Below are 24,921 nucleotides of genomic sequence, written 5' to 3'. Positions count from 1 at the left end.
AGTGTTAATATGAAGACATTTGTTCTTTAATTGTTTTTTCGTTAACCTTTCCACGAAGGACACGATAAACCCATCCGGTGTATGCAAGAACAATAGGAAGAAAAATTACCGTCGCAATGAGCATAATAAATAAAGTCGTTTGACTCGATGAACTATCCCAGACCATCAAACTGTGTTTGGGATGAGTGGATGAAGGCAGAATGAATGGAAACATACTGATGCCTACTGTGGCTATTAATGAGCCAACGCTGAGGCTACTTAAAATAAAAGCAATCAATGCCTTATTCGCTAGAAAGATAGCCAGCCAGGCACAGAGAATACTTAAAAACGGAACCAATTGCGAAATCGGCATATCCCTGTAGTTAATGAACCAAGCGCCCATTTGCCTGCCCACCTCTTTGTGTAAAGGATTAGATGGGCCATCATGGAGCATGGCCTGGTTCAAGGCATAGCCATCAATGAAATGAGTCCAAAAGCCCATCAAGATGAATAACAGCGTCATCAAGAAAGCAGCATAACGCGCCCCTCTTCTTGCTTTTTGTTGCAATACACCTTCTGTTTTTACCTGGAGAAAAAAAGCACCCTGCATCGCAAGCATTAACACTGAAAGTACACCACTGCACAAGGCATAGGGATTAAGTAGCTGAAAAAACGTTCCTGTATACATCACTCTTAGACTGTCATCATAATAAAAGGGAACGCCTTGTAAAACATTACCTACAGCCACTCCAAAAATGAGCGCTGGTACAAATCCGCCGATAAAAAGCAGCCAGTCCCAGATGGATCTCCAGAGCGCATTTTCCAGTTTAGACCGGTATTTAAATCCTACAGGTCTTAAAATTAATGACAGCAACACAACCAGCATCGCTAAATAAAACCCGGAAAATGAGAGCGCATAGAGATCTGGCCACGCTGCAAAAATTGCCCCGCCGCCCAGAATAAACCATACCTGATTACCCTCCCAAGTAGGTCCCACCGTATTAATTAAAATACGACGTTCGGTGTCTGTCTTAGCAAACCAGGGTAACCACATGGCAACCCCCAGATCAAAGCCATCCATAATCGCAAAACCAATTAATAAAACGCCTAGTAATAGCCACCAAATTACTCTTAAGGTTTCATAATCTAAAATCATTGTACACTCCATAATGAAGGTGGGTGATTCACTTTAATCTTCTCGACCCCTAATCGATAAAGAAAAAGATACCGATGTCTAATGGGTAAGGATCTCCTCTGGGCCCAATCGAATGTACTTAACCATGAGGTACAGCTCTACGATTGCCAGCACGGTATAAAATAATACAAACCCAGTTAACGAAGTCAGCACTTGCGCGATTGATAAAGAAGAGGCGCCCATAAAGGTCGGCAACACCCCTTGAACAACCCAGGGCTGTCGCCCATACTCAGCAACTACCCAGCCCAATTCAGCCGCGATCCAAGGCAATGGCAAGGAATAAAATGCCATCCGATGGTACCATGGTGTAGCATGCAGTTTATTTTTAGCAGAAAGGTAAAAACCTACAGCAAACAAAAGGATGAAATAAAAGCCACAGGCAACCATCACCCGGAATGAAAAAAAGAGGGGGGCTACCTTCGGTTTCAAGTCATGGGCCGCTTGATTAATTTGCTCTTCAGTTGCCTCAGAGAGATTTGCCGTATATTTTTTCAGCAAAAGGGCATAACCTAAGTTTTTAACATGGTTTTGTAAGTGCTCTTTCGCCTCTTTGTTATCAGGATCACGTTGTAAGATGCTTAATGCATTATAGGCTAACAGGCCGTCTTTAATTCGCTCCTTACCCTCCTCAATTAGCTCATTAATCCCTAACAAAGGAGTGTTAAATGAGCGGGTCGCAATAATTCCCAAAGCATATGGAATTTTAATCGCATATTTTGTAGTTTTTGTTTGCTCATCGGGAATACCCAAAAGAGTTAAGCTGGCAGGAGTCTTCTCAGTTTCCCACATCGATTCCATGGCAGCGACTTTCATTTTCTGATCGTCATTGGCAAGATAGCCGCTCTCATCACCGAGGACAACAACCGATAACGCCGAGGCTAAACCAAATGATACAGCAACAGTCATTGATCGTTTTGCGAAATCCTTGTTGCGATTTCTTAACAGGAAATAAGCGCTGATGGATAAAACGAAGATCGAACCGGTAACATACCCAGCGCTAATGGTATGGACGAATTTTGCTTGTGCCACTGGATTAAATAAAATATCAAAAAAGCTGCTCACCTCCATGCGCATGGTTTGATAATCAAAATAAGCACCCACAGGATTTTGCATCCAGCCGTTTGCGATTAAAATCCACAACGCTGATAAATTAGTACCTAAAGCGAGTAACCAGGTACACACCAAGTGTTGGAATTTGGATAAGCGCTCCCAACCAAAGAAAAATAATCCTACAAAAGTTGCTTCCAGAAAGAAGGCCATGAGTCCTTCTATGGCTAATGGAGCTCCAAATACATCCCCAACATAGCGCGAATAATAGGACCAGTTCGTTCCAAACTCAAATTCCATTGTTAAACCGGTAGCTACACCTAAAACAAAATTTATTCCAAATAAAACGCCCCAATATTTAACCATTTGACGCCAAATCTCTTTACCGGTCATGACATACACGGTTTCCATAATTGCCAATAAGACAGAAAATCCAAGGGTCAAAGGGACAAATAAAAAATGGTATAATGCAGTTAAAGCGAACTGTAATCGAGACAAATCAACTACATCAGTTGCAGGAATCATTTAATCACCTCTTAATTACTTGCTGAGAGAGCGTTTGCTCTTGTGGGCCGAGTAGCCACATATCACTTTCTTCAAGCCGGGGATGTATTGTGCGAATACAAACCCACCACAACACAAAGAGAAGGAGGAGTTTGATCACTAAAGTCAAAGAAATATCACGTGTAATCGGCTTGATCATAATACTTATTAAAAAATGCCAAGGTTAAACGCTACTAACTCCATCGATAGCCTACGCCTAAACCAAATACCCAAGGATCAATATGTACTTTGGTTTCTAATTGAGCGATAGGTGTATCAACGGTCACGCTGGATTTAATCCAGATTTTTTTTACATCGGCATTGAGGTACCAATTATCATTAATTGCGACATCAACACCTGCTTGTAATGCGGGACCTACACTTGAACCATAATCGATGTCGGTTGCTACTGGACCGCTGTTCACATTATAAAAATAAGTGTAGTTAATACCTGCGCCCACATAAGGCTTAAGGAGGGAATTAAAATCCCAATGATATTGTGCTGTAAGCGTTGGAGGTAATACGCTGACTTTGCCTAAATCGACACTACCAAGCGCGGTGTGCGTCGCCTCAACACTATGACGTGTAGTAGCCAAAATCAGTTCAAGAGCAATCTGTTGGGTAAAGAAATAACTCAAATCAAGCTCAGGCATCACTTGATTGCTAATTTGGGTGACTTCCCCGCCAATGAGACTAATGGTTGAGCTTGAGGCACTCGGCAATACATCGATTGCGCGTAATCGAACGAGCCATGGTGAATCGGCCATTACGGGGGTAGCTAACGAGAGGATCGTTCCAGAAATTAAAGCTTTAGTTAATTTATTCATTGTGTTCTCGCACTTGTTTTCATCGAATCCACGCTATCAATCACATGGTACATTTATATTTGTGATTTTTTTATTCACTTTGCCGCATTGTATCTAGGTTATCCCCTCAAATACCTTGATCTAGGTCATGGAAAAATACAAAAAAGTCTCAAAACAAGATAAACTATGTGATTTAGCACTCCGTAATCTCTGATGAGCGACAAAGTGAATAAAACTCACCCCTGTTCCAACTGCGGATTTTTCCCTTTTTGTACTCTCGAAGAAGGCAGCCCTCACTGGATAAATCAAATTAGTTCGGCTGTAAAACAGCATCATATTCTTAAAAAGAAGCAGGCATTGTATTTTCCTCAAAATACATTCCATAGCCTTTATGCAATCAAATCAGGAAATTTAAAAACTTTTGAAGTGGATAGTGAAGGAAATGAATTAATTCGGGGGTTTTATTTTGCGGGAGAAATTCTAGGATTTGAAGCGATTGCCTCTGGTACTTATCTTTTCTCTGCGGTTGCCCTTTCTGAGACTGTCGTGTGTGAAATTCCCTATAATCATTTTATTGAATTATTAAATTCTAATTCCAGTTTGCAAAAACATATTTTGTATTTAATCAGTCAAAAATTAACCGTTGGTTCTTACTTAAATTTTGTCACAGCAGAGCAACGTTTAGCCGCTTTTCTTATCGACTTATTTAAACGGCTGCATGGGTGTGAACAGCATATGGAATTGGTTTTACCCATGTCTCGTCAGGATATTGGAAACTACCTGGGATTAACAGCAGAAACAGTTAGCCGCTTATTTTCCCAGTTTAAAAAAGAGAAAATGATCTCCATCGAACAGAAGAAAGTTCAATTTCTGCAATTAGACCAGCTCAAGTTAATTGCCGGGATAGCGAATTAGTTCGCTTCGGTTTCTGTGCCCTGTACTTTTACCCAATTGGAAACTTTAATAATCATTCCATGATCTAAATCAAGGTTTTCTGCTAAAAAACAGTTACAATATGCTCAAAAATAAATCTTATTCATAAGAAAGTATTCTGTATGTTTTAATCCTTCTTAAGGAGTATTTATGAGCTTGAACCCCAAAAATTCATGGAAGGATGTGAAGTTAATAAAATCATCTGTTGCACGTACAGTGATTCCTCCAGCCTGTTATAAGCGCTCTTATGTTAAAACATTTTTTTGGTATTTTTTGGACTTATTTCTTTTCCTATTTGGATTAAGTCTTATTTTTTCATCGTTTAATTTAAAACTGCAGGTGGTCGGAAGTTTAATTTCAGGACTCTCTACGGCGATGCTTTTTGTTTGGGCCCATGATGCGGCACATGGGGCACTTTTTAAAAACAGTACCGTCGCTGAAGTCCTGGGAACCATAGCAATGCTCCCCTCTTTGAACGTGTATCGGATGTGGAGTTTTGGCCATAATAAAGTCCATCATGGGTTTGCTTCTTTTTCTCCTATTGATTGGATATGGCGCCCTTTAACCTCCGAAGAATATCGAGCACTCTCCCTAATGCAACGGGCCATGTATCGACTTGAACGTTGTTTCTTTACCAGCGCTTTTCATTATTTACGCAGGATTTGGTGGGAACAAATGTTGTGTTTCAACCCTGGGAAAAACAAAAAAGAACGAGGGTATTATAAAAAAGGAAAAATAATGGTGCTCTTATACACACTTATCTTGTCAATTTTGTCCTATTTTTTTGCGGGAGGGGTAATGGGGATAGTACTTTCCATTATCGTACCGTTTATTGTTTTTAATTATTTTATTGCCATTATCGTCTATTTACATCATACCCATCCTAATATTCCTTTTTTTGATGTGAAAAACGAGTGGTCTCATTCTATCGGTGCTTTATATTGCAGTACCATTATCCATTGCTCCAAAATATCAAGGCTCTTACTGCACAATATCATGGTCCATGTTCCACATCATTTGGATCCGCGTATTCCGTTTTATAATCTGCCTCAGGCACATCTTGCTTTAAAAGAAAAATATGGAATCTATTTTCACGAGTATCGTTTTAAATTGAGTGTCGTGCTGAGTATTTTTAAACAATGTAAACTGTATGATTTCGAAAAAAAGTTATGGATGACGTTTAAGGAGGTGATGCAACCCGATGAAGCCAAAGCCATTTAGATGGCTCAGATTTTTGAGATTTTAGAATTCGCTTGTTGCCCATAGTGTTAGTCAAAACCCTTTTCGAGGATTCGATGATTCTGGGTCAGGAGACTCAGAATCTATTGATGTCGATACTTGTGCTCCTGCGGCAGTTTGAGCTGCTGCGTCATATTTTTTGACTTGTCGCCAATGAGTAGGCTCTCCTTGCTGAAAAGTTCTACTAAGAAAGCTTCCCTTGTATTGATTTGCAGAATTTTTCTCAAGATGCAGTTTTAAAATTGATTTATATTTCACAAGAGACGCATATTTATCATCGCATTGCTCAATTTCTTGCACTATGGCGGTTTTTATTTGTTGCCATAATTCCTTGTTTTCTCCTTCGCGCGCTCTTAGCATCATATCTTTTAATTGGGCAGGATTATTAAATGGAATATCCTGCTGTGCCAATTTAAATGGCATATCCTTCACTTGAGAAAAGTCTTTATCGAAATGGATTTTCTCCAGGGTTTGAATGTCCTTTTGTAATTCATCCCATCGTTGCTTATCACCGCGTAAACGCGCCAAATGAAGCAAATAGCGCAGTTGCGGTAGATTGGTGGGGGAATCGCTGTAATTGACACAAGCCTCTCTTGAATTCAAGTTCCCTTTAGCAATGAGACCATGGCAATTTATAAATTCACCATATTTACCATTAAAATTTATCCCGAAACTAAAGCCTGACTCGTCTAAATTTCGACCACTTCCCTCACAAAGATACAGATTAGTCAGTTGAAATCCTAACTCGGTAAGTTGTTGATCAAGGACATCTAAAATTTCCATATCATCATACAAGCCGTTTGGATAGTGTGACCTATTGAATCCTATTACCGCGTCAATTTCAGCACCCTCAGGCGCATGAGCCACCATTGCCATAATGACCTCTTTTCCCACTTTGGATTCTAAAGTAGCACTCGAAATACCTCCTGGGAAATGAATCATAGACAGACGCTTAACTTCGTTATTTTCTTTAATAAAAAAAGCAAAAGAAACACATTCAGTCATGCCGGAGGTGAAAATTCCATGAGCTTGGCCTGGTTCAATATTTACCACGTTTCTTGAATCGCACTCCGCATAGAAAGGTGCGTATTTATAGGAAATAACATCGTCATCGATCGGATCTATGTACATAATTAACCTCACACAGGTAATTATAGCACTTTATAAATAGCCTACTGCAGCAAGTCGAATAGTTGCCTCGTGCACCTTTTTAGTTGATTGGGTCAACCCAACTCCTCAATTGATTGGTGAAACATACTTATCTAAGGTAGCACCCTGTTCAATAAGTCATTTACTTTGTTCTAAATCACAGAACGAGGCAGTAAGATGGATTAATGATTGACCAGAAAATTATGTTCTTTTTTAATACATAATTTCTAATATTAATACTTATTTAATATTCAAATGATAAGATTAGCTATGGGTTTGAGTTATTTTTGCACTAATTCGTTCTGATTAAAATTCGAATAAGTACGGGAGCTGCTTGAATGGCTAAATTTAAATCCTGTTTATCATAAGGATATTATTATGCATCGTTTAGAAAATCATATAGAAAGTTCATATATTAGGGCAATTATTTCTTACCCTGTGGGCCAATGCGGTACAGTAGGCCCAAGATTTGTAATTCAAGATACGAATTGGAATCATAAAGAATTACCTGTTGCACAATTGGCTGAGTTTTTAAATGATGCAACAGGAATTAATGGTGGTAAGCAGCTAATTGATAAACATGTTGAAAATGAGCTCGTAAGTCATTTTTCAAATGTTATATCGTTTAAAAACGGTCAATATGTCTATAGTGGACCCGAATATGACCGGCCAAGTGGTTTTTTTTCAGCAAATTACCAAGAGAGCAAGCTGGAATTCGAAAAAGAAATCAGACTATTAGCACTGGTAAACTCTGCAAATAGCAAGAGACCGACAAGAGGAAATTTCTCATCGACAGAGGGGTATGCTGTTTTACAACATGAAATTGGAATTACTAATAATACAAGCTTAAAACCCATTTTAGGCTCGTATGGCGCAGGACCTTGCTTCATTATTGCAATTTGGAATGCTACTACTAAAACTGCTTTATTAGCACATGTTGATGCGCTCACCTCTTTAAGCTCAGTGGAGTCATTATTTAAAAGGATATCCAGCGATGATAATGACATTTTAGAGGTTCATTTGCACGGTGGCGACTCGAGCTCTAAAAAACAAGCAGCACAAATTATAGAACTTGTGGAAAACCATGAAAACGCAAAGATTCTCTCAGCCGATGTGTGTCATGACGGTCATTCTAAATCACTTGCTATTGACAGTAGGAATGGGGAAGTTTTTAACGAGTTGTCACCTACACAACTTGAGCATGGCCGAAATTCTGAGGATCAGCTAAAAATAGTTGCATTCAGATTAATCGAAAGTCCCTTGGAATTAAGTTTTGACGGAAGACAAAGAAAACATCAAACAGAACATCAAGTTGATTCGCGCTGTATAATTATATAACAGTCAGTTAATAGTCTGATATAGGAGTTAATCTTCTTTTTAGTATCAATTTCCAGTAACTGAGATCGGACGCTGGGCTTTGTAGCCATCCTCCACTAGATATGCTTGCTAAAATTGCAAAAGAAAATAGCAAACTAATCGAATTTTTACCCCATTGATTTCTATCCTATTTTTTTCAAATGCATTACAATCGCCCAATCTGTTTCTTTTAAGAGATTAAAATTATGGCTGTTGAAGTAGTTGTTTTTGGTGGTAAGAATTCAGGTCAAACTACACTTTGCCAATTGCTGACGGGTAAACCCGTTGACGTATCGTCGAAATCAACCTCTAATTACGATAGTTTCCGTTCAAAAGAATGGGATATATGGAAAACTAAAAATCTTTCAAAAAAAGGGAAACTAAATTCTCAACTTATATCAAATGCAAAAATAGCACTCTTTTGTGTTGATTTATCCGAAGACTATGATATACAAGAGATAAAAGAAAAAATTGCTCAATTTAGAGAGCACAATCCAAACGCTCCCCTCATTTTAGTGGGTACAAAACACGACCGATGTGTTGACGACCAATGTCTCATCTCTATTTTTCAACAATTACACTACGAACTTCCTGAAAACATAAAAGGTTTTGCAGAATGTATTGTCTTTTCAGCTCAAGATAAAGGGGAGAGTTTAGCCAATCTCTCACAACGAATGAAGGCCCTGGGCCCCGGTTCCTCTTATCCTTTACAACAAGCCAGGAATAAATTAAATCCCAACTCGCTTCTCTATCAAGCCATAGATGATTTTATTACTGCCGCCGAAAAATTTAATTTATCGGATGAGCAATTTATTCAACTTGGCGGACAAACAGACCTCTTAATCACTTATCTGAGGAGTGCACGTGGAGATAAAGAGGAGCTTATCAAGATGTGCATAGAGGAATGCAAAAGAATTTTGAATGATCAGCCGGTAACTCTTAAAGATGCGTTTGCTGGTATTGTTACAGCGGTTATTACCAGTCTGCTGGTATTTACCATTGGTTTTGTCATAGGATGTGCCTCTAGTGCGTGGACAGGCCCTTTTGCCTTGCTAGCAGGTATTGCAACCGGCTCTACAGCTGACTTGCTTTTTTTCAGTGGAAGCTGTGGGGTCACGGTAGGTGCTTTAACCTGCTTTGGCTTCTTTAAAAGTGCCTCAATTGGCGCAGCCGAAATTGAGCGTATAGAATCTGCAGCAAAAGCCGAACAACACATGCTTGAGTTCAGACTCACTTAATTTTAAAAAATTCATTAAGAATGATTAAGCATTTTTTTGAGGTTCTTTCATTGAGCGTAGCGCCGGCTAGGCTGCAAAGCCCGGCCTATGCAAATCTTATACTCGCAAAGCGGCCTTTGTATCAATTAAAAACTACAAAGGCCTATGGCATTTTATTTAATTTTTTGACTACTAAACTCTTGTTCCAAGTCCTTTTCTAATTCTACGCTTTTCAGTTCCTTCTTGAATAGAGAATAATAATTTTGAGCTGATTTTGACGATTTAAAAGAAATTTCCTTTTTATTCCCTTTTTCCAGAAATTCTGCTTTAGCAGCTACAAAGTCTCCAGTTTGACGCGCTTGCCTGATAATTTCTAATTGTTCTGCGACCGTTGCCGGTATTTTCTTAGTTTTACCATCAACCGTAATGGTATGTTTCTTCCATTGCAATCCCACATCCCAATTTTTATTTCGAATATATTCCTCCGCTTTATCCAAAAAGAGCATGGCGTTATATTGCTTCGAATTTTCGATTTGGTCTATACGTGATGTTATTTGTTTGGATAATGCAGTAAGTTGTTGTTCATAAAATTCTTCAGGTTCTCCTTTTAAATTATCAACAACTTTTTGATGAGGAAGAACTGATTCTAAACCCTTACAAATTTCCTGTGCGGCAAGCAACTGTTTACGTACTTCGATAAATTTTTTTCCGCTTAGGTCATTGAAATCTAAAGATTTAAAGTCTTCTTGAAGAACTTTTAAAAGTTGAACCGGAGAAATAGAAATTTCATCTTCTTCGACCTTCACCCTCAACAAAGACCATTCATCATCTTTTTCTATAAATGGAGCATAAGCGGCTATGAGGGGTCGCATAGATTTCATTTGTTGGGAGATGGTTAATTCATATTGTTGGGTGATAAATTTTTTATCAAAAAGTTCCAACTCTTGCAAGACGGGATCAATCTTGAACTGATAAATATCCGGTTTATGTTTTATGGAAACGGTATACTGGGCTGATTTTAATTCCTCATGCTTTTCCTTCAACCTCACTTTATTTTGATCTACTGTCAAGTCACTGAAATTCCCGGAAAAAATACTTCTAACTATCATGGTTCTTAAGATCTGAGCTTCTGGAGCTAAGAAAGTAGGTGAAATGGATTGTGCAAACTTCTCATCCATAGCTATGATTTTATCAGCTTGAGCTTTTAACTTAGTGAGTTCTTCACGAAAACTAGCTTTATTTGCAGGGGGATTAGTGACTAATTCACGAAGTTTACTGTTGATAGCTTCTAAAGATTTATGCGCATCACGATAGTAGGATTGTACAAAATCTTTTTTAATTTCTGGGGACATCTCGGAATAGCGTTCAAGTCCTGCCAAAAGGAATTGCTCTTTATAGCGTTTTTGCACGTCTTCTTTTTTACTCAATTCGGGCAATTTAGCAAGTATCACTGACATTTTTACATCGATGACAATTGGAGAATGTTTAAATTCATGGGCTTTAAAATTAGGGATTATGGGCAAATAGGATTCAAAAGCATTTCTTTTGCCAACACCATAATAGGCAGGAGCTCTTTCCTCATCGCCATTTAAGTAAGCAATAACTCCATTATAAGCGCCTAACTCATAGTTAAAATCGACTAAGTATCGGGAGGAATCCTCTTTATCCGGACTTACTTTTACAGTGCGATAATTACTTTGATCACGAGTTTGTTGAATAATATTTTCATTATCATCTAAGAATACAACATCCTCCTCTCTTAAGGTTTCCTCTCGTTCCAGAGATAGTTTATGCGCAGCGAGCCGGCTTTGATAAAATGAGTCGATTTGCGCTATATTAAAATAATCTTTGTTGTCATGAATCAGTTTCACTTTATTTTCTGTATTCCACTGTTCCTGAAGTTTTCTTTTTTCCTCCTTAAAAAGCTCCTTATCTTTAATGTGTTGTAACGATTCATTCCATTTTTGCTCGAATCCATATTTCTTTTGTAAACGTTCGGGTTTATCAGAATCAAAAATAATATCTTTTAAAGTTGTTTCTATTGATGGTTTTGGTGAGCCTATGTTTTTTCTTAACTTCTCTGCTAAAGCTAACAAAGCCGTCCATGCTTCTTTCTTCGGTTCGGACTCATCAATTGCTAAAGCTTTTCTTCGTTCAGTTGATTTAAAATCATCAAATATTTTGTTTTGTATTTCCTCATAACCTTGAGGCTTTTTCAAATCATGATAATGCCTTCGGATAGAATCCAAATGATTGAATTTCCCAGATGCCAATCGATTGGCTCGCTTTTGAAGCGAGTCGATTTCTGATTGTATCTTGTCTATTTGTTCTCGCGTTTCTTGCTTAATTTCTTCTGGCTGATGAGGTGCTTGAACGAGTTGTTTGGATAATTCCTCTTTTTGCTGTTTTAATTTATTTATTTTTTCATCAAAATAACTAAGGGTTAAGGATTTCTCATGTCGTAATGTTGGAGTATCCAGAAATGTAAGCATCGATGGAATATCTATTCCAGTTTCTTTTAGAATCATTTCTTTTAATTGGGCGACAGATGTCCCTTTCTCTGTTGAACCTTCGTCTTTATCCAAGCCTGGGGTCCGATTGGTAGCAATCGCAACACGTATGCTATTCGTGGCTGCATACTTTAGAATAGTTATCAGTTCTTCTGCCCGTTTAAGTTTATTCTTTTCTAAATCAAGAAGCGTTTCGTCAACATCGAAGACGATAAGTTTTGGACGCTCAGGATATTTACCCCTTTGCTTTTTAGGTTCAACTATCGATTCAAAATGGTCAATTTCTTCTTGAGTTTCTCGATGGGCCACTGATTGGGAGGCATCACTCAATTCTTTGATTCTTATAGCATTTTCCATAGATAACTTATGTTGCTCTTCCGTTTCCTGCTTCGATTTTAAGTACTCCGCATTGAAATCTACAAGACCCTTTAATTTAAGATTAAACTCAGAAATCATAGAATTGAGAACTTCATCATCTTGCTTAGGTTTTTCTTTTTTGTATTCTGCAATCAGCTCATCAAATTGTTTTTGTAATTCAAAAAACTCTGGAGTCCTTAATTGGATATTACGCTCAAGACGCATATAGTCTTTTTGTAAATTTTCGAGCCTTATTTTTAAATCGGATGTAAGTTCAAGACCAGAAGTGGCTTTTGAAATAAGTTCAACGACTTCCTTTCGTGCTTTTTCATAATCTTCTGGGCTGGGATTGCCAGGTTTCTGAGGTTTCTCATCTAAACGAATAACCCCATCTCCAGGAGAGACTACGCGATAAGACCTAGCTAGGTTACCGATATCTTCTAGTAATTTGTTAATTATCTGCTCATGAATTCCATCGTGATCCTCACCAAGATACTCAGGCGGAAGTTTTTCTAATAAAGCAGAGCCTAGATCTTCTACAAAGGCTGACAATTCTTGTTCTTTTTTGGGTTCAACCTTTTTAACTTCACTAATTAATTGAATCGAAGGGATATAGGTATTTTCTCTTTTGCCTTGGAAAAGATTCTCTAACCGGGTTTGAATTTGAGGGTGGGGATCCTCGGAAGCTTTGGTAAATTCCAGTATAGTTTTAAGGGCTTTAAATTGAGCGTTTAAGTCCTTCCACTTAGTCGGATCGAGTTCATTAGCAGCACGATATTCCCCTAACTGTTGATATAGACCCTCCATTTTTAAAGCGATTTGAGAAGGCTCTAAGGCAAATCGATCATAGCCTAAAAAAAATATTTGCTCTGCCAGATTACTGTATTGATTAAATTCAGTAATCATTGATTGCTGGTCTTGATCACTTTTATCACTGGATTTTTCAAGTAGACCAATCAAAGGTTTGTACTGATGATATTCTTTTTCTAATTTCTCAAATTGTTCTTTGGTGAGTGGGACATCAGAACTAAAGGCCTTCATCATTGCATCCAGCTTTTCTGAAATACTATTGCTCACATCAATACGTAATTGTGCTTTACTGGGCAATGATAAATTCTCTGAATTTTTTAAGTAGGCCTCTTGAATATGGGTTATAAAAGAAAAAGTGGATTTTTCTATCTTCTCCCGTTCCCTTTGAGCATCGTCTGAAGAGATTTGGGATGCTATTTCCCTTGAATCCACCTCCTTTAATAGGTTGCCTTTCTCATCATTTATTTTGGCTATGAGTTCAACATAATTGTCATCATTAGTTTGCAAGCGAATGAATAACTGCAGGTCATCCCAATTTTTATCGGTGGCAGCATTTTCCTTAAATTCACGAACTAAATAATCGGTAGTATTTTTTATTTCTGCAAACGAAGCTTTTGTTTTTTCAGATAAAAGTGGATTACTACATACTTTTTCAATCCACTGCGGCAATTGCTCCCTGGGAGTGGCGCTTAATTCTTGGTATCTCTCCATTAATTCATGAAGCGCCTTATGTTCTCCTCTCATTAGATTTTTATCATGGGGGAGGCCAATTAGCTTTATCGTTTGATCAATTTCTTGTTTTAATAGGGTTCCATAAATAACGTAGGGGCCAATATCTCCATTATCTGATGCTTCAAAATCAATGTGATCTTGAAAGAGATAGCCAGTGTCTTCAATATATTGTTCTTGAATAGGGGTTTCTACAAATTCTCTTGTAGATTGAGGTGTTTTTTCGGAACGCATTTGGGCCAGTCTTTCTTGATGAGAAAGCTGACTGTATTTCGGGTTCAAAGATGCTAAAAGATAAGCAACTTGAGCACTACGCCCTTTTCCTCCACGACAATGCGTATGGATATTTTGTTCCGGAGGAGTGGTTTTACCTATTTCTTGAAGATAAGCTAATTCTTCTGCAGTAAATTCTAAAGGTTGTTTATCACGCATTGGAAAGTGGTGAACTTGGATGGGTTGACTCCCATTAATGCTGATTTCATAAGTTATAAATCTTCCGACTTTTTTAATTGGATGTGAATTGACTTGGAGGTGCATCAGTTCAGGAAGATCAGGAAGTCTGACCTTGCCATTCTCATCAGGGATAAAATAATTAATAAAATCTTCTTCTAAAACTCGATCATTATATACTTTTCTTTCCTCAAAGCCATCTTGGGGAAAATAGGGGAACGTCCTACCCATAGCAAATACATGGGCTACTTTATTTATGCGTAAGTTGTCTAAAAATACAGCGATATCTCTTTTAGGATCGTAGAGTTCTGGATCAGATTCAGGCGTAGTAGCACGACTCGAGTGAGGTCCTGGAGAGATAGACACATTAGTGTCTTTAAAACGGTAATACCCTCCTCCAATCATTTGTTGCGCTGGACCTGAAAGCTCCATACTTAATGGGTTTTTTAATTTAATCTCCCTAGGCGGCCAAAAATCGGCAAAGACCTCTTTATCTAACCCTTTATCAGGTTGATGCGAACGTATTAGTTCTAGTTCAGCCTCTAGCTGCAATTTTCTCTTTTTTGAACGCTCATCATTTTTGCCGGCTAAAGAGCCTATTTCATCTTCAACTGACATTAATTTCATATAACTTAAAGAGGAGAGATCAATGGCGACGGTAGAGATTGCTGATTCAAAAATAATTTTTTCTCTCATCGTGAGATGCTTGAATGATCCATAACCATCCAACCTGGTTGCAATTCGCTGTTTATCAAATTCAATCCCGAATTTATCAGCAACGGTTTGATTTATTGAGCCATCGGGTTTAAATACTCCGTATGCGTCCAGTTCATATAGGGATAAAACTTGTTTTCCACTTGGTGTGGCTACCCAAGCAAGTTGTCTATCTAAAACAGATTGACTTATCTTTTCAGGATCGGCAAAAACTTGGGATAACCTAATTAAAAAATCTCGTTTTTCAGCATCAGTAAACATCATTTTTTCTCAAGTTAAGAAATAGATTTATTTACATTATAGAACATGCACATTAATAGATTATTAAATGTACTGCTGTTATTTCTTAAATTCTTTATGATTTTTTATTTTACAAGAGGAGTTATATAATTCTGAGCTTAATTTAGTTATCTACATTATGAAAACAATTGAATTAATCAAAGTTAAACCTTTACGATATTCAGGTAAATCAATTAGCTAGCGCGGGCTGCGCTGCGAAGCCTCAATTAATTACTATCTCTTTTTGAGTCATAAATTTATTCCAAAATATGAAAACCTGACCATTTTTGTATTGTTCTGCATTAAACGCATTAAAAAAAAACATAATCGATCAATTTAAATCTAATTGATTATATTTTGATCTTTGCGTATCATGCTTCGATATTTTGTCTTTATAATTTTTGAGGTTAATCATGCGAGATTTAAGTCAATTGCCCATTTTTAAAAACTCTGAGTCTATTTTAGCCGATCTCAAAGAATATCAAGATAAACCTGAAATGCAGGAAGGCTCCAAGAGCTTAGTTAATGCATTGCATAAAGCAGAAATGTCTTCCTCGGTTTTTTTTCATGATGACCTTCCTAAGTATGCATTAATTGCACTTCAAGACGAAGAGATAAATGAAGCACAATTTATTTCCATGTTACTGATTTGGGCTGCGTTTAAAGACTATCTCCAAAAAGGGCAAGTTTCGTGTCAGGCCTATCAATTAACGGAAGAGGATCAAGGTACAAAACAGAAGTTAAACGAATTTCTGAGTATTCAGCATGTGGGGGATAATTTATTTGGGCATGAGATATTAAATGATGAAATGGATGATAAGTCAAAGGAACGGTTATTTGAATCCTTATTTAACAAAGATGTTCCAGAATCAGAGCGTTGCTTTTATACCTTTACAGTTGAAAATCCTGGTGAACAATTTGGAATTTTTGAAGCGATTGCTCGAACTGGTTTTGATTTATTTATGCCAAAGAAAAAATCTGATGGGGAATACGAATTTATTATTCCTTCAATGACAATGATTCAGTCTACTCTCAATGTATTAGCACAAAAACCAAAGCAACTCGTCGCACGAATTGGTGATGATGATTTTGATGAGGTTTATGAGATGCATAAGCAGGATGCTCATCCATTTGGTCTAAGTTTTCCTGGCAAATATGAGAAAACAGAGGCGGATAACCTTAAGTCGGGTCGTTTTGGCTTCGCATTGCATGATCTCTATCATGTGGTGCTCTTATCTTTTACCTCCGAAGCACATAAAGCAGTATTTAATTCAATGATTGATTTAGGAAAGAAACTACACGCTACTGCAAATAATCAACATAAAAGAAGCTATAGCGAAGCAGTTGGGTCTTTAATCGATAATGAATTTCGGCATTTTGTTAGAGGTTATACTCTAGGCCAAGCGACCACAGAGCAGCAAAAAAAGCTTTTAAAAAGTAATGAATTTGCTGTGATTACTGGAATGGTTAGTGTTTTAGTTAAATCAACATACTATTCTAATCGGATAAATGAGTTTTATTTAGAGGCTGATAAAGAGAGCGCCGAGGAAGAAGAAGGTCTTATCAAAAAACTCGAACAAATTAACCCCAAGCATTCACTCGCTGAAAAATTACAGTTTTGCCGCGAGCTATTTGCGCAAATTTTTCAATCCAATGGAATGTTAAACCAACAACAGGTTCAGCTAAATCTTTTAGTTGATATTTTATTTACAGAAGACGCCGTTGCAAAGACTTTTGAACTCGATAAATTAAATGTCCTGGATTTTACTGGTTTTATGGATGCTTATAAAATTACTTTTGGTGTAGTCCAACAACAAATGCGACGTTGTCTGCAGGATCCTGAAAATCAAAAGAATTATTCTTGGCTGAAAAATTATTTTGGTATTGCTAAACAGTTTCAAGAAGCCGTCCAAGGCAATGATGTTGAGCAAATTAAGAAGCTGCTTTCGGATAAAGAATACCTTAAATATTATATAAGCATTGACAGAATTCATGGTGTAGAACCTTCGCTGGTAGAACAAGCGGTGCAATTAGGCCATATGGATATTGTCCGATTACTTCATTCCACTGGGGCATCATTAAATAGTCTCATGCTCATTCAGGCGGTGAAAAATAAAGATCTTAAAATGTTGCGTTATCTTTTAGAGGAGGGCGCGAATCCCTTCCAAACCGATGAGAAAGGACTAACCGCTGTAGATTATTGTCTCGAGTCAGGTGATATCGAAGGATTAAAAGCGGTTTTAGCTTACGCCAGCTTAGGACGACATCATTTGGAATACTTGCGGACGAAGGGATTGAAAATACATCCAGATTGTCTTCCAGTATTGGCACGTTATGACCAATTTAAGAACTCTCTATATGACATAAGGGATTGTTTTGACGCAGATAAAAGAAAGTTGCTGCTTGAAGAGCTGGTACAATCTAATACCGATGGCTTCTCATACCTAACTCAAACGGAATTTGATCGTTCGCCTAAAGAAATATCTTCAAGTCATCCCGAATTCTACCAATCTCCCAGTTCACATATGTACCGAAATGTTTTGAGCCGTTTAGAAGTTGAAGAGATTTGCTTTTTAAATAAGCATCAAAAACTGAACTTCAATCAAATTGATGAAGTGGATAATTCAGTATTCATTAACTTGATTACAGAAAGTACGAGCTATGATGAAAAAAAAGAAATTGAGAGGTATCGACTTCTTGTTATGCTTGGAGCAGATGTAAACTATGTTAATCCAAAAGGAGAGTCGGCCCTCAGCCAAGTATTCAAAGAGAATAAGTTTCATCTTGTTGAACATTTAGTTCAAGATGGCGCTAAGTTTCATTTTGAAGCGGCTGGTTCTATGTATCTCAATTCATTACTCAGTTATCTGGCGAACCATCCTGAAGGTAGCCCAGCGTTTAAGGATGCATTGACATTAATGTTAGCTCATGGATTTGATCTCAACAAGAAAGAAGCGATTGCTATTTCGAAAGGATGGTTCGATTTAAACCCGACGGTTAAAATTGTTAGCCCATGGGCCCTAATGCGAGACAATAACCTCCAAAAGGTAAATGTATCTCCCAGCCTGCGCATGTTCTGCGTCGAAAATGGAGCAGACCCAAATGAATTGAGCTTTAGTGGCAACCTGGAATTGAATGTGGCCATCAACAATGGATGGGATGACTATGTAATGCTTCTATTGAGCAATGGGGCTGACCCAAATAAAACCGATAGTAATGGCTTAACTCCCTTGCATGCGGCGGCAAAAAAAGGAAATGAAAAAATGATGAGCTTGCTAAAAAGTTTTGGTGCTGAATCGACTGTCAATTGGCGAGGCAAAACACCAGAAGCAATATTAGAAGAAACTCGATCAGAACCACACGTTTCAACTCTTAGTCTATTTAAACCTGTAAGTGTTGATGTCTCTGAGCAACGGGTGAACCCTAAAGCCTCTTTAAATTAAGCACTTCATTGCGTATATGGGGTCAGGCCTTGAATCTTGAATTGCAACTCAATCAAAATAGTTATTCAAGGTTCAAAGCCCCCCAATGTTCATTATGGAAACTCATTAGATAATTTCTTAAAAAAATTGTAATCATCAAGATGATTGTCGGCATTTTTCAAGATTATCTATGGCAAGTAGCGTGGGTAGACCCAACAAGAACCCACTCCCCATAGAACTCTATACTCAAATCAACTCGATAAGCCCAATTTTGGGCAAAACTCATTTCAGATTAACGTATTCTATCGGCACAATAAATTATCAAATACCGAGACTCTATTATTTAAAATAAATTATCAATAAGCTGGCTATGACAAGAACGGTTACTCCTGTGCGCATCTTAAAATAAGAGCGGTCCTCATATTGGTGTTTTAACAACCAATAATCTAAACACCAAAGAAGCAGGTAAATGGGGACTAAAAATGCCGGATAAGTCAATGCCTTACTACTGCCCCATAGAACCCACAGGATCAACACGATTAGAACACTTGCAAGAAGAATCAGGCTGTGAGATGAATTGGAGCGCACCACATATCCCCAAATAGTTCCGGCCATAAAACCAGCAATAAGTGTTGCATAGGAGTTAAGCCATGGTTGAGTGACACCTAGATAGGGAAGCTCGGTGATTCCTAGAAGAGAACAAAATGCAGCAATAAGAAAAGGGAGGGCTCCTAAATAGGTTAAATAGATAACGAGACTGTTTTTTTGTACCATTGGATTGCCCTCTCTCAGCTATTGACTCGTAGAAATATTTTAATTCAATAATCTTGATTACATCTCAATAAATAGATTGTTCGTCTCAATGTAACAAAAAATCTTTGATCACGTAAGTTCTATGCTTTTATGAATTCCTTTAATTCCTTAGCAGCGAATTTATCTGCTATGAAATTTAGTGGTTTTTCGATGAAAAATATTGAACTTTTAAACTTCATCAAGCATAGTGAATTCAACTTTCTTTTTTTGCGACATTTCACGATGGGTCATTATTTGGTTATTGCAGCAAGCAGTGCAATAGGGCAATCGGTTACTACTTTGTTGACCCAGCGTGGCGATAAAGTATTCACCACTGCACGGGATAATCATAAGATTAATCCTGACTTTCTACTCGATGCCAGCAATTTTGATGCGGTTACCGAAGTTTTTCATCAAGTCGGTAGCATTGATGGTGTTGTAAATTGTGCCGGTTCATTACTCTTGAAAAGTGCCCATGCGACAACATTTGAAGACTTCCAGGCCTGCATTAATGCTTCGTTAACCACCTCATTTGCAACAATTCGTGCTGCAGGTTTGATGATGAAAAAAGGCGGTTCCGTCGTATTGATCTCATCAGCAGCCGCATTAGTTGGACTCGCAAATCACGAGGCGATTGCCGCCGCAAAAGCGGGCGTTATAGGTCTTGCTCAAGCAGCAGCAGCAACTTATGCCTCCAATAATTTAAGAGTCAATGTGGTAGCGCCAGGCATGGTCTCGAGCCCATTGACTTCTCCTTTGTTAAATAATCAATTAGCTCATAATGCATCCAAAGCAATGCACCCTTTAGGACGTATTGGGACACCAGAAGATATTGCCCAAGCGATTATATTTTTACTTAGTCCAGAAAATAGCTGGATAACCGGGCAAGTTCTTGCTGTGGATGGAGGCTTAAGCCATGTCCGCCCCAAGATGAAAATTTAACTCACGAATAAAAGAACTATTTATGACCAAACTCTGCTTTATTTTAGGCGATCAATTGAGTGAAACTTTGCCTGCACTGAGCGACATAAATAGGCATGATGATATTGTACTGATGTGTGAAGTTAAAGAAGAAGCAACTTATGTCAGTCATCATCCTAAAAAAATTGCATTTTTGTTCTCTGCAATGCGTCATTTTGCGCAAACACTTAAAGATAAAGGGTATTTTGTTCACTACATCAAGTTTGATGATCCAGATAATCAGGGAAGTCTGAGCAAAGAACTCATGCGAGCCATTGAACAATTCAAGCCTTCCGCAATACATCTTACTGAGCCTGGGGAATGGCGCATTCTTCAAATGTTTGTGGATTTGCAAAGTAAGTTCCCGGTTCCATTAAGAATTTACGAAGACAATCGCTTTTTATGCCCAATCAATGAATTTAAAGATTGGGCCAAAGGAAAAAAACAACTGCGCATGGAATTTTTTTACCGGATGATGCGTCAAAAATATCGGATTTTAATCGATGACAAGGGCAATCCAATCGGGGGCTCATGGAATTATGATCTGCAAAATCGTAATCCTGCAAAACATATTCCCTCATTTCCAGCACGCCTGGATTATCCAGAAGATGAGATTACCACCGAAGTTTTGGAAGTGGTGAAAAAACATTTTTCAAAACATTTCGGTCAATTATATCCCTTTAATTTGGCAGTGACTCGTGCGGATGCATTATCAGAAGCACATTATTTTATTGAGCATTGCCTCATCTCTTTTGGCAACTATCAGGATGCCATGCTAACCAATGAAACCACTTTGTATCATTCAAAACTGTCGTTTTATCTCAATGTCGGGCTTTTGTTACCTTTAGAATTATGCCATATGGCAGAACAAGCGTACCGAGAACAAAAAGCGCCTCTTAATTCAGTAGAAGGATTCATACGTCAAATTCTGGGCTGGCGGGAATACATTCGTGGTATTTATTGGCAATTTATGCCTGCCTACAAAGAAATGAATTACTTTCAAGCGACCAGAGATTTACCTGCTTTTTTCTGGGGAGCAAATACTAAAATGTTCTGTATTAAGGAAGTAGTCCGCCAAACTTCCGTTGAGGCTTATTCGCATCATATCCAACGACTCATGATCACCGGTAATTTTGCATTACTTGCAGGCATCAATCCCCAACAAGTCTGTGAATGGTATCTTGCTGTTTATGCGGATGCGTATGAGTGGGTAGAACTCCCCAATACCCTAGGCATGGCACTATATGCCGATGGGGGGGTAATGGCAAGCAAGCCCTATGCTGCCAGTGGCAAATACATTCAGCGCATGAGTAATTTTTGTGAATCATGCTCCTATAATCCAAATCTTTTATTGGGAGAAAAAGCCTGCCCATTTAATGCATTATATTGGAATTTTCTGAAACAAAATGAAGACAAGCTGAAACATAATCCTCGACTTCATTATGCTTACATGAATTGGCAAAAAATGGCCCCTGATAAAAAAGAAGCCATACATACTCAGGCACAAGAAATATTATCTTCTCTAGATTCAGGCCGTCTTTAGGCTTGGGTATTAAGAGTCCAAATGATTCCATTGAGATAACTTGCAAAAATAAGCCAGAAAAAATAGGGGGTTAGGAGTAAGGTTATTTCTTTGTCCTTATTTTTCATGGTAATTAAAATGATGGCGGCATTTAAAGCCACCATAACTACTATCCATAAAAAACTAAATCCCAACCAATGCAGTTGAAAAAAAAGTGGTGTCCATATCCAATTCATCATCAGTTGAATTAGATAAAGACGAAGCACTGTTTTATTTTGCGGCTGATGTCGATTTTGCCACAAGGTAAAACCAACAACTGCAAGAAATGCATATAAGATTGACCACACAAGTGAAAATACCCACCCAGGAGGAGTTAGAATTGATTTATGTAGCCCTTCATACCAAGAATGAATATTCTCTTGGGTCAATAAACCTAAGAAAAATCCAATTACCTCAAACAATAAAATCCAAACAATCAGTTTAATTCCGCTTTCTTTACTCAAAATGCTCTCTCCATAGTTGCATTAATCCCTCCCGAAATGAAGGATAGTGCAAAACAATATTCAGTTCTTTTTTTATTTTTAAATTAGATACACGACGATTGCTCAAATAGAACTCTTGCTCTCTTGGTGATAATGAAGCTTCTTCAAACGGAATTAAAGGCAATGGCGATTGGTTCAATAACGAAGCAGCATAAGCATCAACCTCATGCGATGCAGCTGGCTCATCATCAGCGACATTGTAGGTAGATAAAGGATGAGGGTTCTTTATTGAAGCAAGAATCACGGACACAATATCATCAACATGAATACGCGAAAAGACCTGGCCTTCTTTAAAAATACTGTACTTTTTCCCCGATATAATTCGCGCAAGTGGATTTCTTTGCGGTCCATAAATGCCTGCCAGCCTGAAAATATGTAAAGGGAGTTGATTGCTTTCTGCATAAGAAAACCATGCTTTTTCTGCTTCCAAACGTAAAATTCCAGAAGCGCTCTTTGCTCTACAAACGCTTTCTTCATCAACCCAATTTCCTTGATAATCACCGTAGACACCCGTAGAAGAAAGATAGCCTAACCATTGAATATGCGCCCTATTCCCTTTAATCAATTCTGAATAATAAGACAACACGAGATCACCTATATGCGCATCAGGTGGGACGCTAATCAGTAGATGAGTGGATTGGCTAAGGTAGTAGTCTATATCTGCGGCCTGAAAATCGATCAGGGTGATTTTTGCAGGATGAGTCATCGCTTTTTGGGTTTCTTGGCGTGTTGTTCCAACGACGTTAAAACCGAGTTGAATCAATCGCTGAGCGAGTCGATTCGCGGTATAGCCAAAACCAAAGATAAAGAAAGATGGTGTCATTTGAGATCCTTCTTTTTTAACTGATTGTAATAATTTAAAGCCCTCGTCCTGGCCTCATGGTGATTAATAATTGGCATCGGATAGTTTGTAGTTCGATAAATCTTCTCAGAATCAATAGATTCCCAAGGCGCATGGATTGATTGACTTTTTAACTGCGAAAGCTCCGGAACCCATTGACGAATATAGCTTCCATCCGCATCAAATTTCTGACTTTGTAACACCGGATTGAAAATCCGAAAATAAGGTGCGGCATCAGCACCTGAGCCGGCCACCCATTGCCAACTCGCACTATTATTTGCTAAATCTGCATCGACAAGAGTATCTAAAAACCAATCGGCGCCCAAACGCCAATCAATGAGCAAACCTTTGGTTAAGAATGAGGCAGCAATCATGCGGACACGATTGTGCATGTAGCCTGTTGCCCATAACTCCCTCATCCCGGCATCGATTATTGGATAACCGGTCAAACCTTTTTGCCAGCAAGCCAACAATTTCTCATCGTTGTGCCACGGAAATGCGTCAAACTCATTCCGGAAATTTTCTGATGGAAGCGTTGGGAAATGAAACAGTAAATACACTGAAAACTCTCGCCATCCCAGTTCTGAGAGAAAATGGTCCGCTGATGATAAATCACATTTCGGTTCGAGTTTTGCCAGTTCAATGGCCCGTACAATTGTCCAGGGGCTGATTTCACCAAAATGTAGGTGTGGTGATAAACGTGAAGTTGCATTTTTTATGGGAAAATCTCGATTTTTTTTATAATCATTCAGTTGATGTTCTATAAACTCAAGTAATTTTTGTTGCGCCCCCTCTTCTCCTGGAGTCCAATATTCTTTAAATCGCGCAGCCCAATTGATGGTAGGTAATAATTTCCACTCCCAAAGCTTATCGCTATCGACTTCAATTCCAGCAGGTCGATGTTCTAAATGCATCGCCGCTTGAATATTAAGATTTTGTTTACAGTGGTTCCAATAGGGCGTAAACACTTTAAAGTAATCACCGTTTTTATTTTTAATTGTCCAAGGTTCATGAAGCACACTGCCGTTAAAACTTAGGACTTCGATACCCTGTTCCAGCAAAGTTGCTTTAATCTTTTTATCACGCAAAATAGAAGCGGGATCATAACAGCGATTCCAATATACTGAGCTCACCGAGAATTTTTTTATCAAGTCTAAAATAATCTCCAGAGGCTCGCCCTTGCGAAGAATAAGATTTAATCCAAGTTGTGCAAGGGAGTTACTTAAGGAGGTAAGACTATGATGAAGCCACCAAGCTTGCGCTCCTCCTAAGACACTATTTTTTTCATCATAAATATACAGCGGAATCACAAACTGATGCCGAGAACAAGCCTCGATAAACGCAGGATTATCGTTTAATCTTAAATCGCGGCGAAACCAGACTAATGCAATAGTCATATAAATCTCAAACAGAAAACGATAATTTCAAATGTATCAATTTATCTAATAAATTAATAGAAATACGCAGAACCTTAAATCAATATCAACAATGTATTACTAGAATAAGATAAAAGAACCGGTATGAGTTTG

General features: G+C 38.2%; 17 protein-coding genes. 7 read left to right on the top strand and 10 right to left on the bottom strand.

From position 1 onward, the window contains the following. Positions 1-4 precede the first annotated feature (4 nt). The 4 genes from cydB to ACF8MK_RS06355 form a co-directional block, all read right to left on the bottom strand. Positions 5-1,135: a cytochrome d ubiquinol oxidase subunit II gene (cydB, locus tag ACF8MK_RS06370; RefSeq protein ID WP_392538627.1), complete on the bottom strand. Its 1,131-nt coding sequence runs from the start codon at positions 1,133-1,135 to the stop codon at positions 5-7. Positions 1,136-1,213: 78 nt separating this feature from the next. Beyond that, positions 1,214-2,746: a cytochrome ubiquinol oxidase subunit I gene (locus ACF8MK_RS06365; RefSeq protein WP_392538626.1), complete on the bottom strand. Its 1,533-nt coding sequence runs from the start codon at positions 2,744-2,746 to the stop codon at positions 1,214-1,216. Positions 2,747-2,750: 4 nt separating this feature from the next. Then, entirely contained in the window at positions 2,751-2,924 is a 174-nt protein-coding gene (cydP, locus tag ACF8MK_RS06360; protein WP_392538625.1) for a cytochrome oxidase putative small subunit CydP, read from the bottom strand. Positions 2,925-2,958: 34 nt separating this feature from the next. Next, positions 2,959-3,591 carry an OmpW family protein gene (locus tag ACF8MK_RS06355; protein WP_392538624.1) on the bottom strand — a complete coding sequence of 211 codons (633 nt, stop codon included), beginning with the start codon at positions 3,589-3,591 and terminating at the stop codon, positions 2,959-2,961. Between the two features lie 204 nt (positions 3,592-3,795). Here ACF8MK_RS06355 and ACF8MK_RS06350 point away from each other — a divergent pair, with 204 nt between their 5' ends. Further along, on the top strand, positions 3,796-4,485 hold the full coding sequence (locus tag ACF8MK_RS06350; protein WP_392538623.1) for a Crp/Fnr family transcriptional regulator: 690 nt from the start codon (positions 3,796-3,798) through the stop codon (positions 4,483-4,485). A 168-nt stretch (positions 4,486-4,653) separates the two neighbouring features. After that, positions 4,654-5,724, top strand: a complete 1,071-nt coding sequence (locus tag ACF8MK_RS06345; RefSeq protein ID WP_392538622.1) for a fatty acid desaturase — start codon at positions 4,654-4,656, stop codon at positions 5,722-5,724. A 51-nt stretch (positions 5,725-5,775) separates the two neighbouring features. Here the strand turns inward: ACF8MK_RS06345 and ACF8MK_RS06340 are convergent, their stop codons facing one another. After that, a complete protein-coding gene (locus ACF8MK_RS06340; protein ID WP_392538621.1) occupies positions 5,776-6,873 on the bottom strand; it encodes a hypothetical protein in 1,098 nt (365 codons plus the stop codon). 396 nt (positions 6,874-7,269) lie between these two features. Between ACF8MK_RS06340 and ACF8MK_RS06335 the strand changes: the two genes are divergently transcribed. Further along, complete coding sequence (locus tag ACF8MK_RS06335; RefSeq protein ID WP_392538620.1) at positions 7,270-8,229, top strand: hypothetical protein; 960 nt, start codon at positions 7,270-7,272, stop codon at positions 8,227-8,229. A gap of 224 nt (positions 8,230-8,453) precedes the next feature. Beyond that, complete coding sequence (locus tag ACF8MK_RS06330; protein WP_392538619.1) at positions 8,454-9,485, top strand: GTPase domain-containing protein; 1,032 nt, start codon at positions 8,454-8,456, stop codon at positions 9,483-9,485. Positions 9,486-9,637: 152 nt separating this feature from the next. On the opposite strand, the gene ACF8MK_RS06325 is transcribed toward ACF8MK_RS06330, so the two are convergent. Continuing rightward, positions 9,638-15,298: a hypothetical protein gene (locus ACF8MK_RS06325; RefSeq protein ID WP_392538618.1), complete on the bottom strand. Its 5,661-nt coding sequence runs from the start codon at positions 15,296-15,298 to the stop codon at positions 9,638-9,640. 428 nt (positions 15,299-15,726) lie between these two features. On the opposite strand from ACF8MK_RS06325, the gene ACF8MK_RS06320 reads away from it, so the two are divergent. Further along, positions 15,727-18,756 (top strand): ankyrin repeat domain-containing protein, encoded by a 3,030-nt coding sequence (locus tag ACF8MK_RS06320; RefSeq protein WP_392538617.1) that lies wholly within the window; start codon positions 15,727-15,729, stop codon positions 18,754-18,756. A 318-nt stretch (positions 18,757-19,074) separates the two neighbouring features. Here ACF8MK_RS06320 and ACF8MK_RS06315 read toward each other — a convergent pair whose 3' ends face one another. After that, positions 19,075-19,509 (bottom strand): DUF3429 domain-containing protein, encoded by a 435-nt coding sequence (locus ACF8MK_RS06315; RefSeq protein WP_392538616.1) that lies wholly within the window; start codon positions 19,507-19,509, stop codon positions 19,075-19,077. 261 nt (positions 19,510-19,770) lie between these two features. Between ACF8MK_RS06315 and ACF8MK_RS06310 the strand changes: the two genes are divergently transcribed. Further along, a complete protein-coding gene (locus tag ACF8MK_RS06310) occupies positions 19,771-20,469 on the top strand; it encodes an SDR family NAD(P)-dependent oxidoreductase (RefSeq protein WP_392538929.1) in 699 nt (232 codons plus the stop codon). A 22-nt stretch (positions 20,470-20,491) separates the two neighbouring features. After that, a complete protein-coding gene (locus ACF8MK_RS06305; protein ID WP_392538615.1) occupies positions 20,492-22,030 on the top strand; it encodes a cryptochrome/photolyase family protein in 1,539 nt (512 codons plus the stop codon). Here ACF8MK_RS06305 and ACF8MK_RS06300 read toward each other — a convergent pair. Genes ACF8MK_RS06300 through ACF8MK_RS06290 form a run of 3 tightly spaced genes read right to left on the bottom strand, consistent with a single transcriptional unit; the run spans position 22,027 to position 24,789 of the window. Next, on the bottom strand, positions 22,027-22,512 hold the full coding sequence (locus ACF8MK_RS06300) for a TspO/MBR family protein (RefSeq protein WP_392538614.1): 486 nt from the start codon (positions 22,510-22,512) through the stop codon (positions 22,027-22,029). The genes ACF8MK_RS06305 and ACF8MK_RS06300 overlap by 4 nt on opposite strands. Next, positions 22,505-23,374, bottom strand: a complete 870-nt coding sequence (locus tag ACF8MK_RS06295) for an SDR family oxidoreductase (RefSeq protein ID WP_392538613.1) — start codon at positions 23,372-23,374, stop codon at positions 22,505-22,507. The genes ACF8MK_RS06300 and ACF8MK_RS06295 overlap by 8 nt, the downstream gene beginning before the upstream one ends. Beyond that, positions 23,371-24,789, bottom strand: a complete 1,419-nt coding sequence (locus tag ACF8MK_RS06290; protein ID WP_392538612.1) for a cryptochrome/photolyase family protein — start codon at positions 24,787-24,789, stop codon at positions 23,371-23,373. Before ACF8MK_RS06290 ends, ACF8MK_RS06295 begins: the two co-directional genes overlap by 4 nt. Between the last annotated feature and the right edge of the window lie 132 nt (positions 24,790-24,921).

The sequence above is a fragment of the Legionella sp. 227 genome (assembly GCF_043161935.1).
In the GTDB taxonomy this organism is placed as follows: Bacteria; Pseudomonadota; Gammaproteobacteria; order Legionellales; family Legionellaceae; genus Legionella; species Legionella sheltonii.
This window is presented reverse-complemented; position numbering and strand designations above follow the sequence as displayed.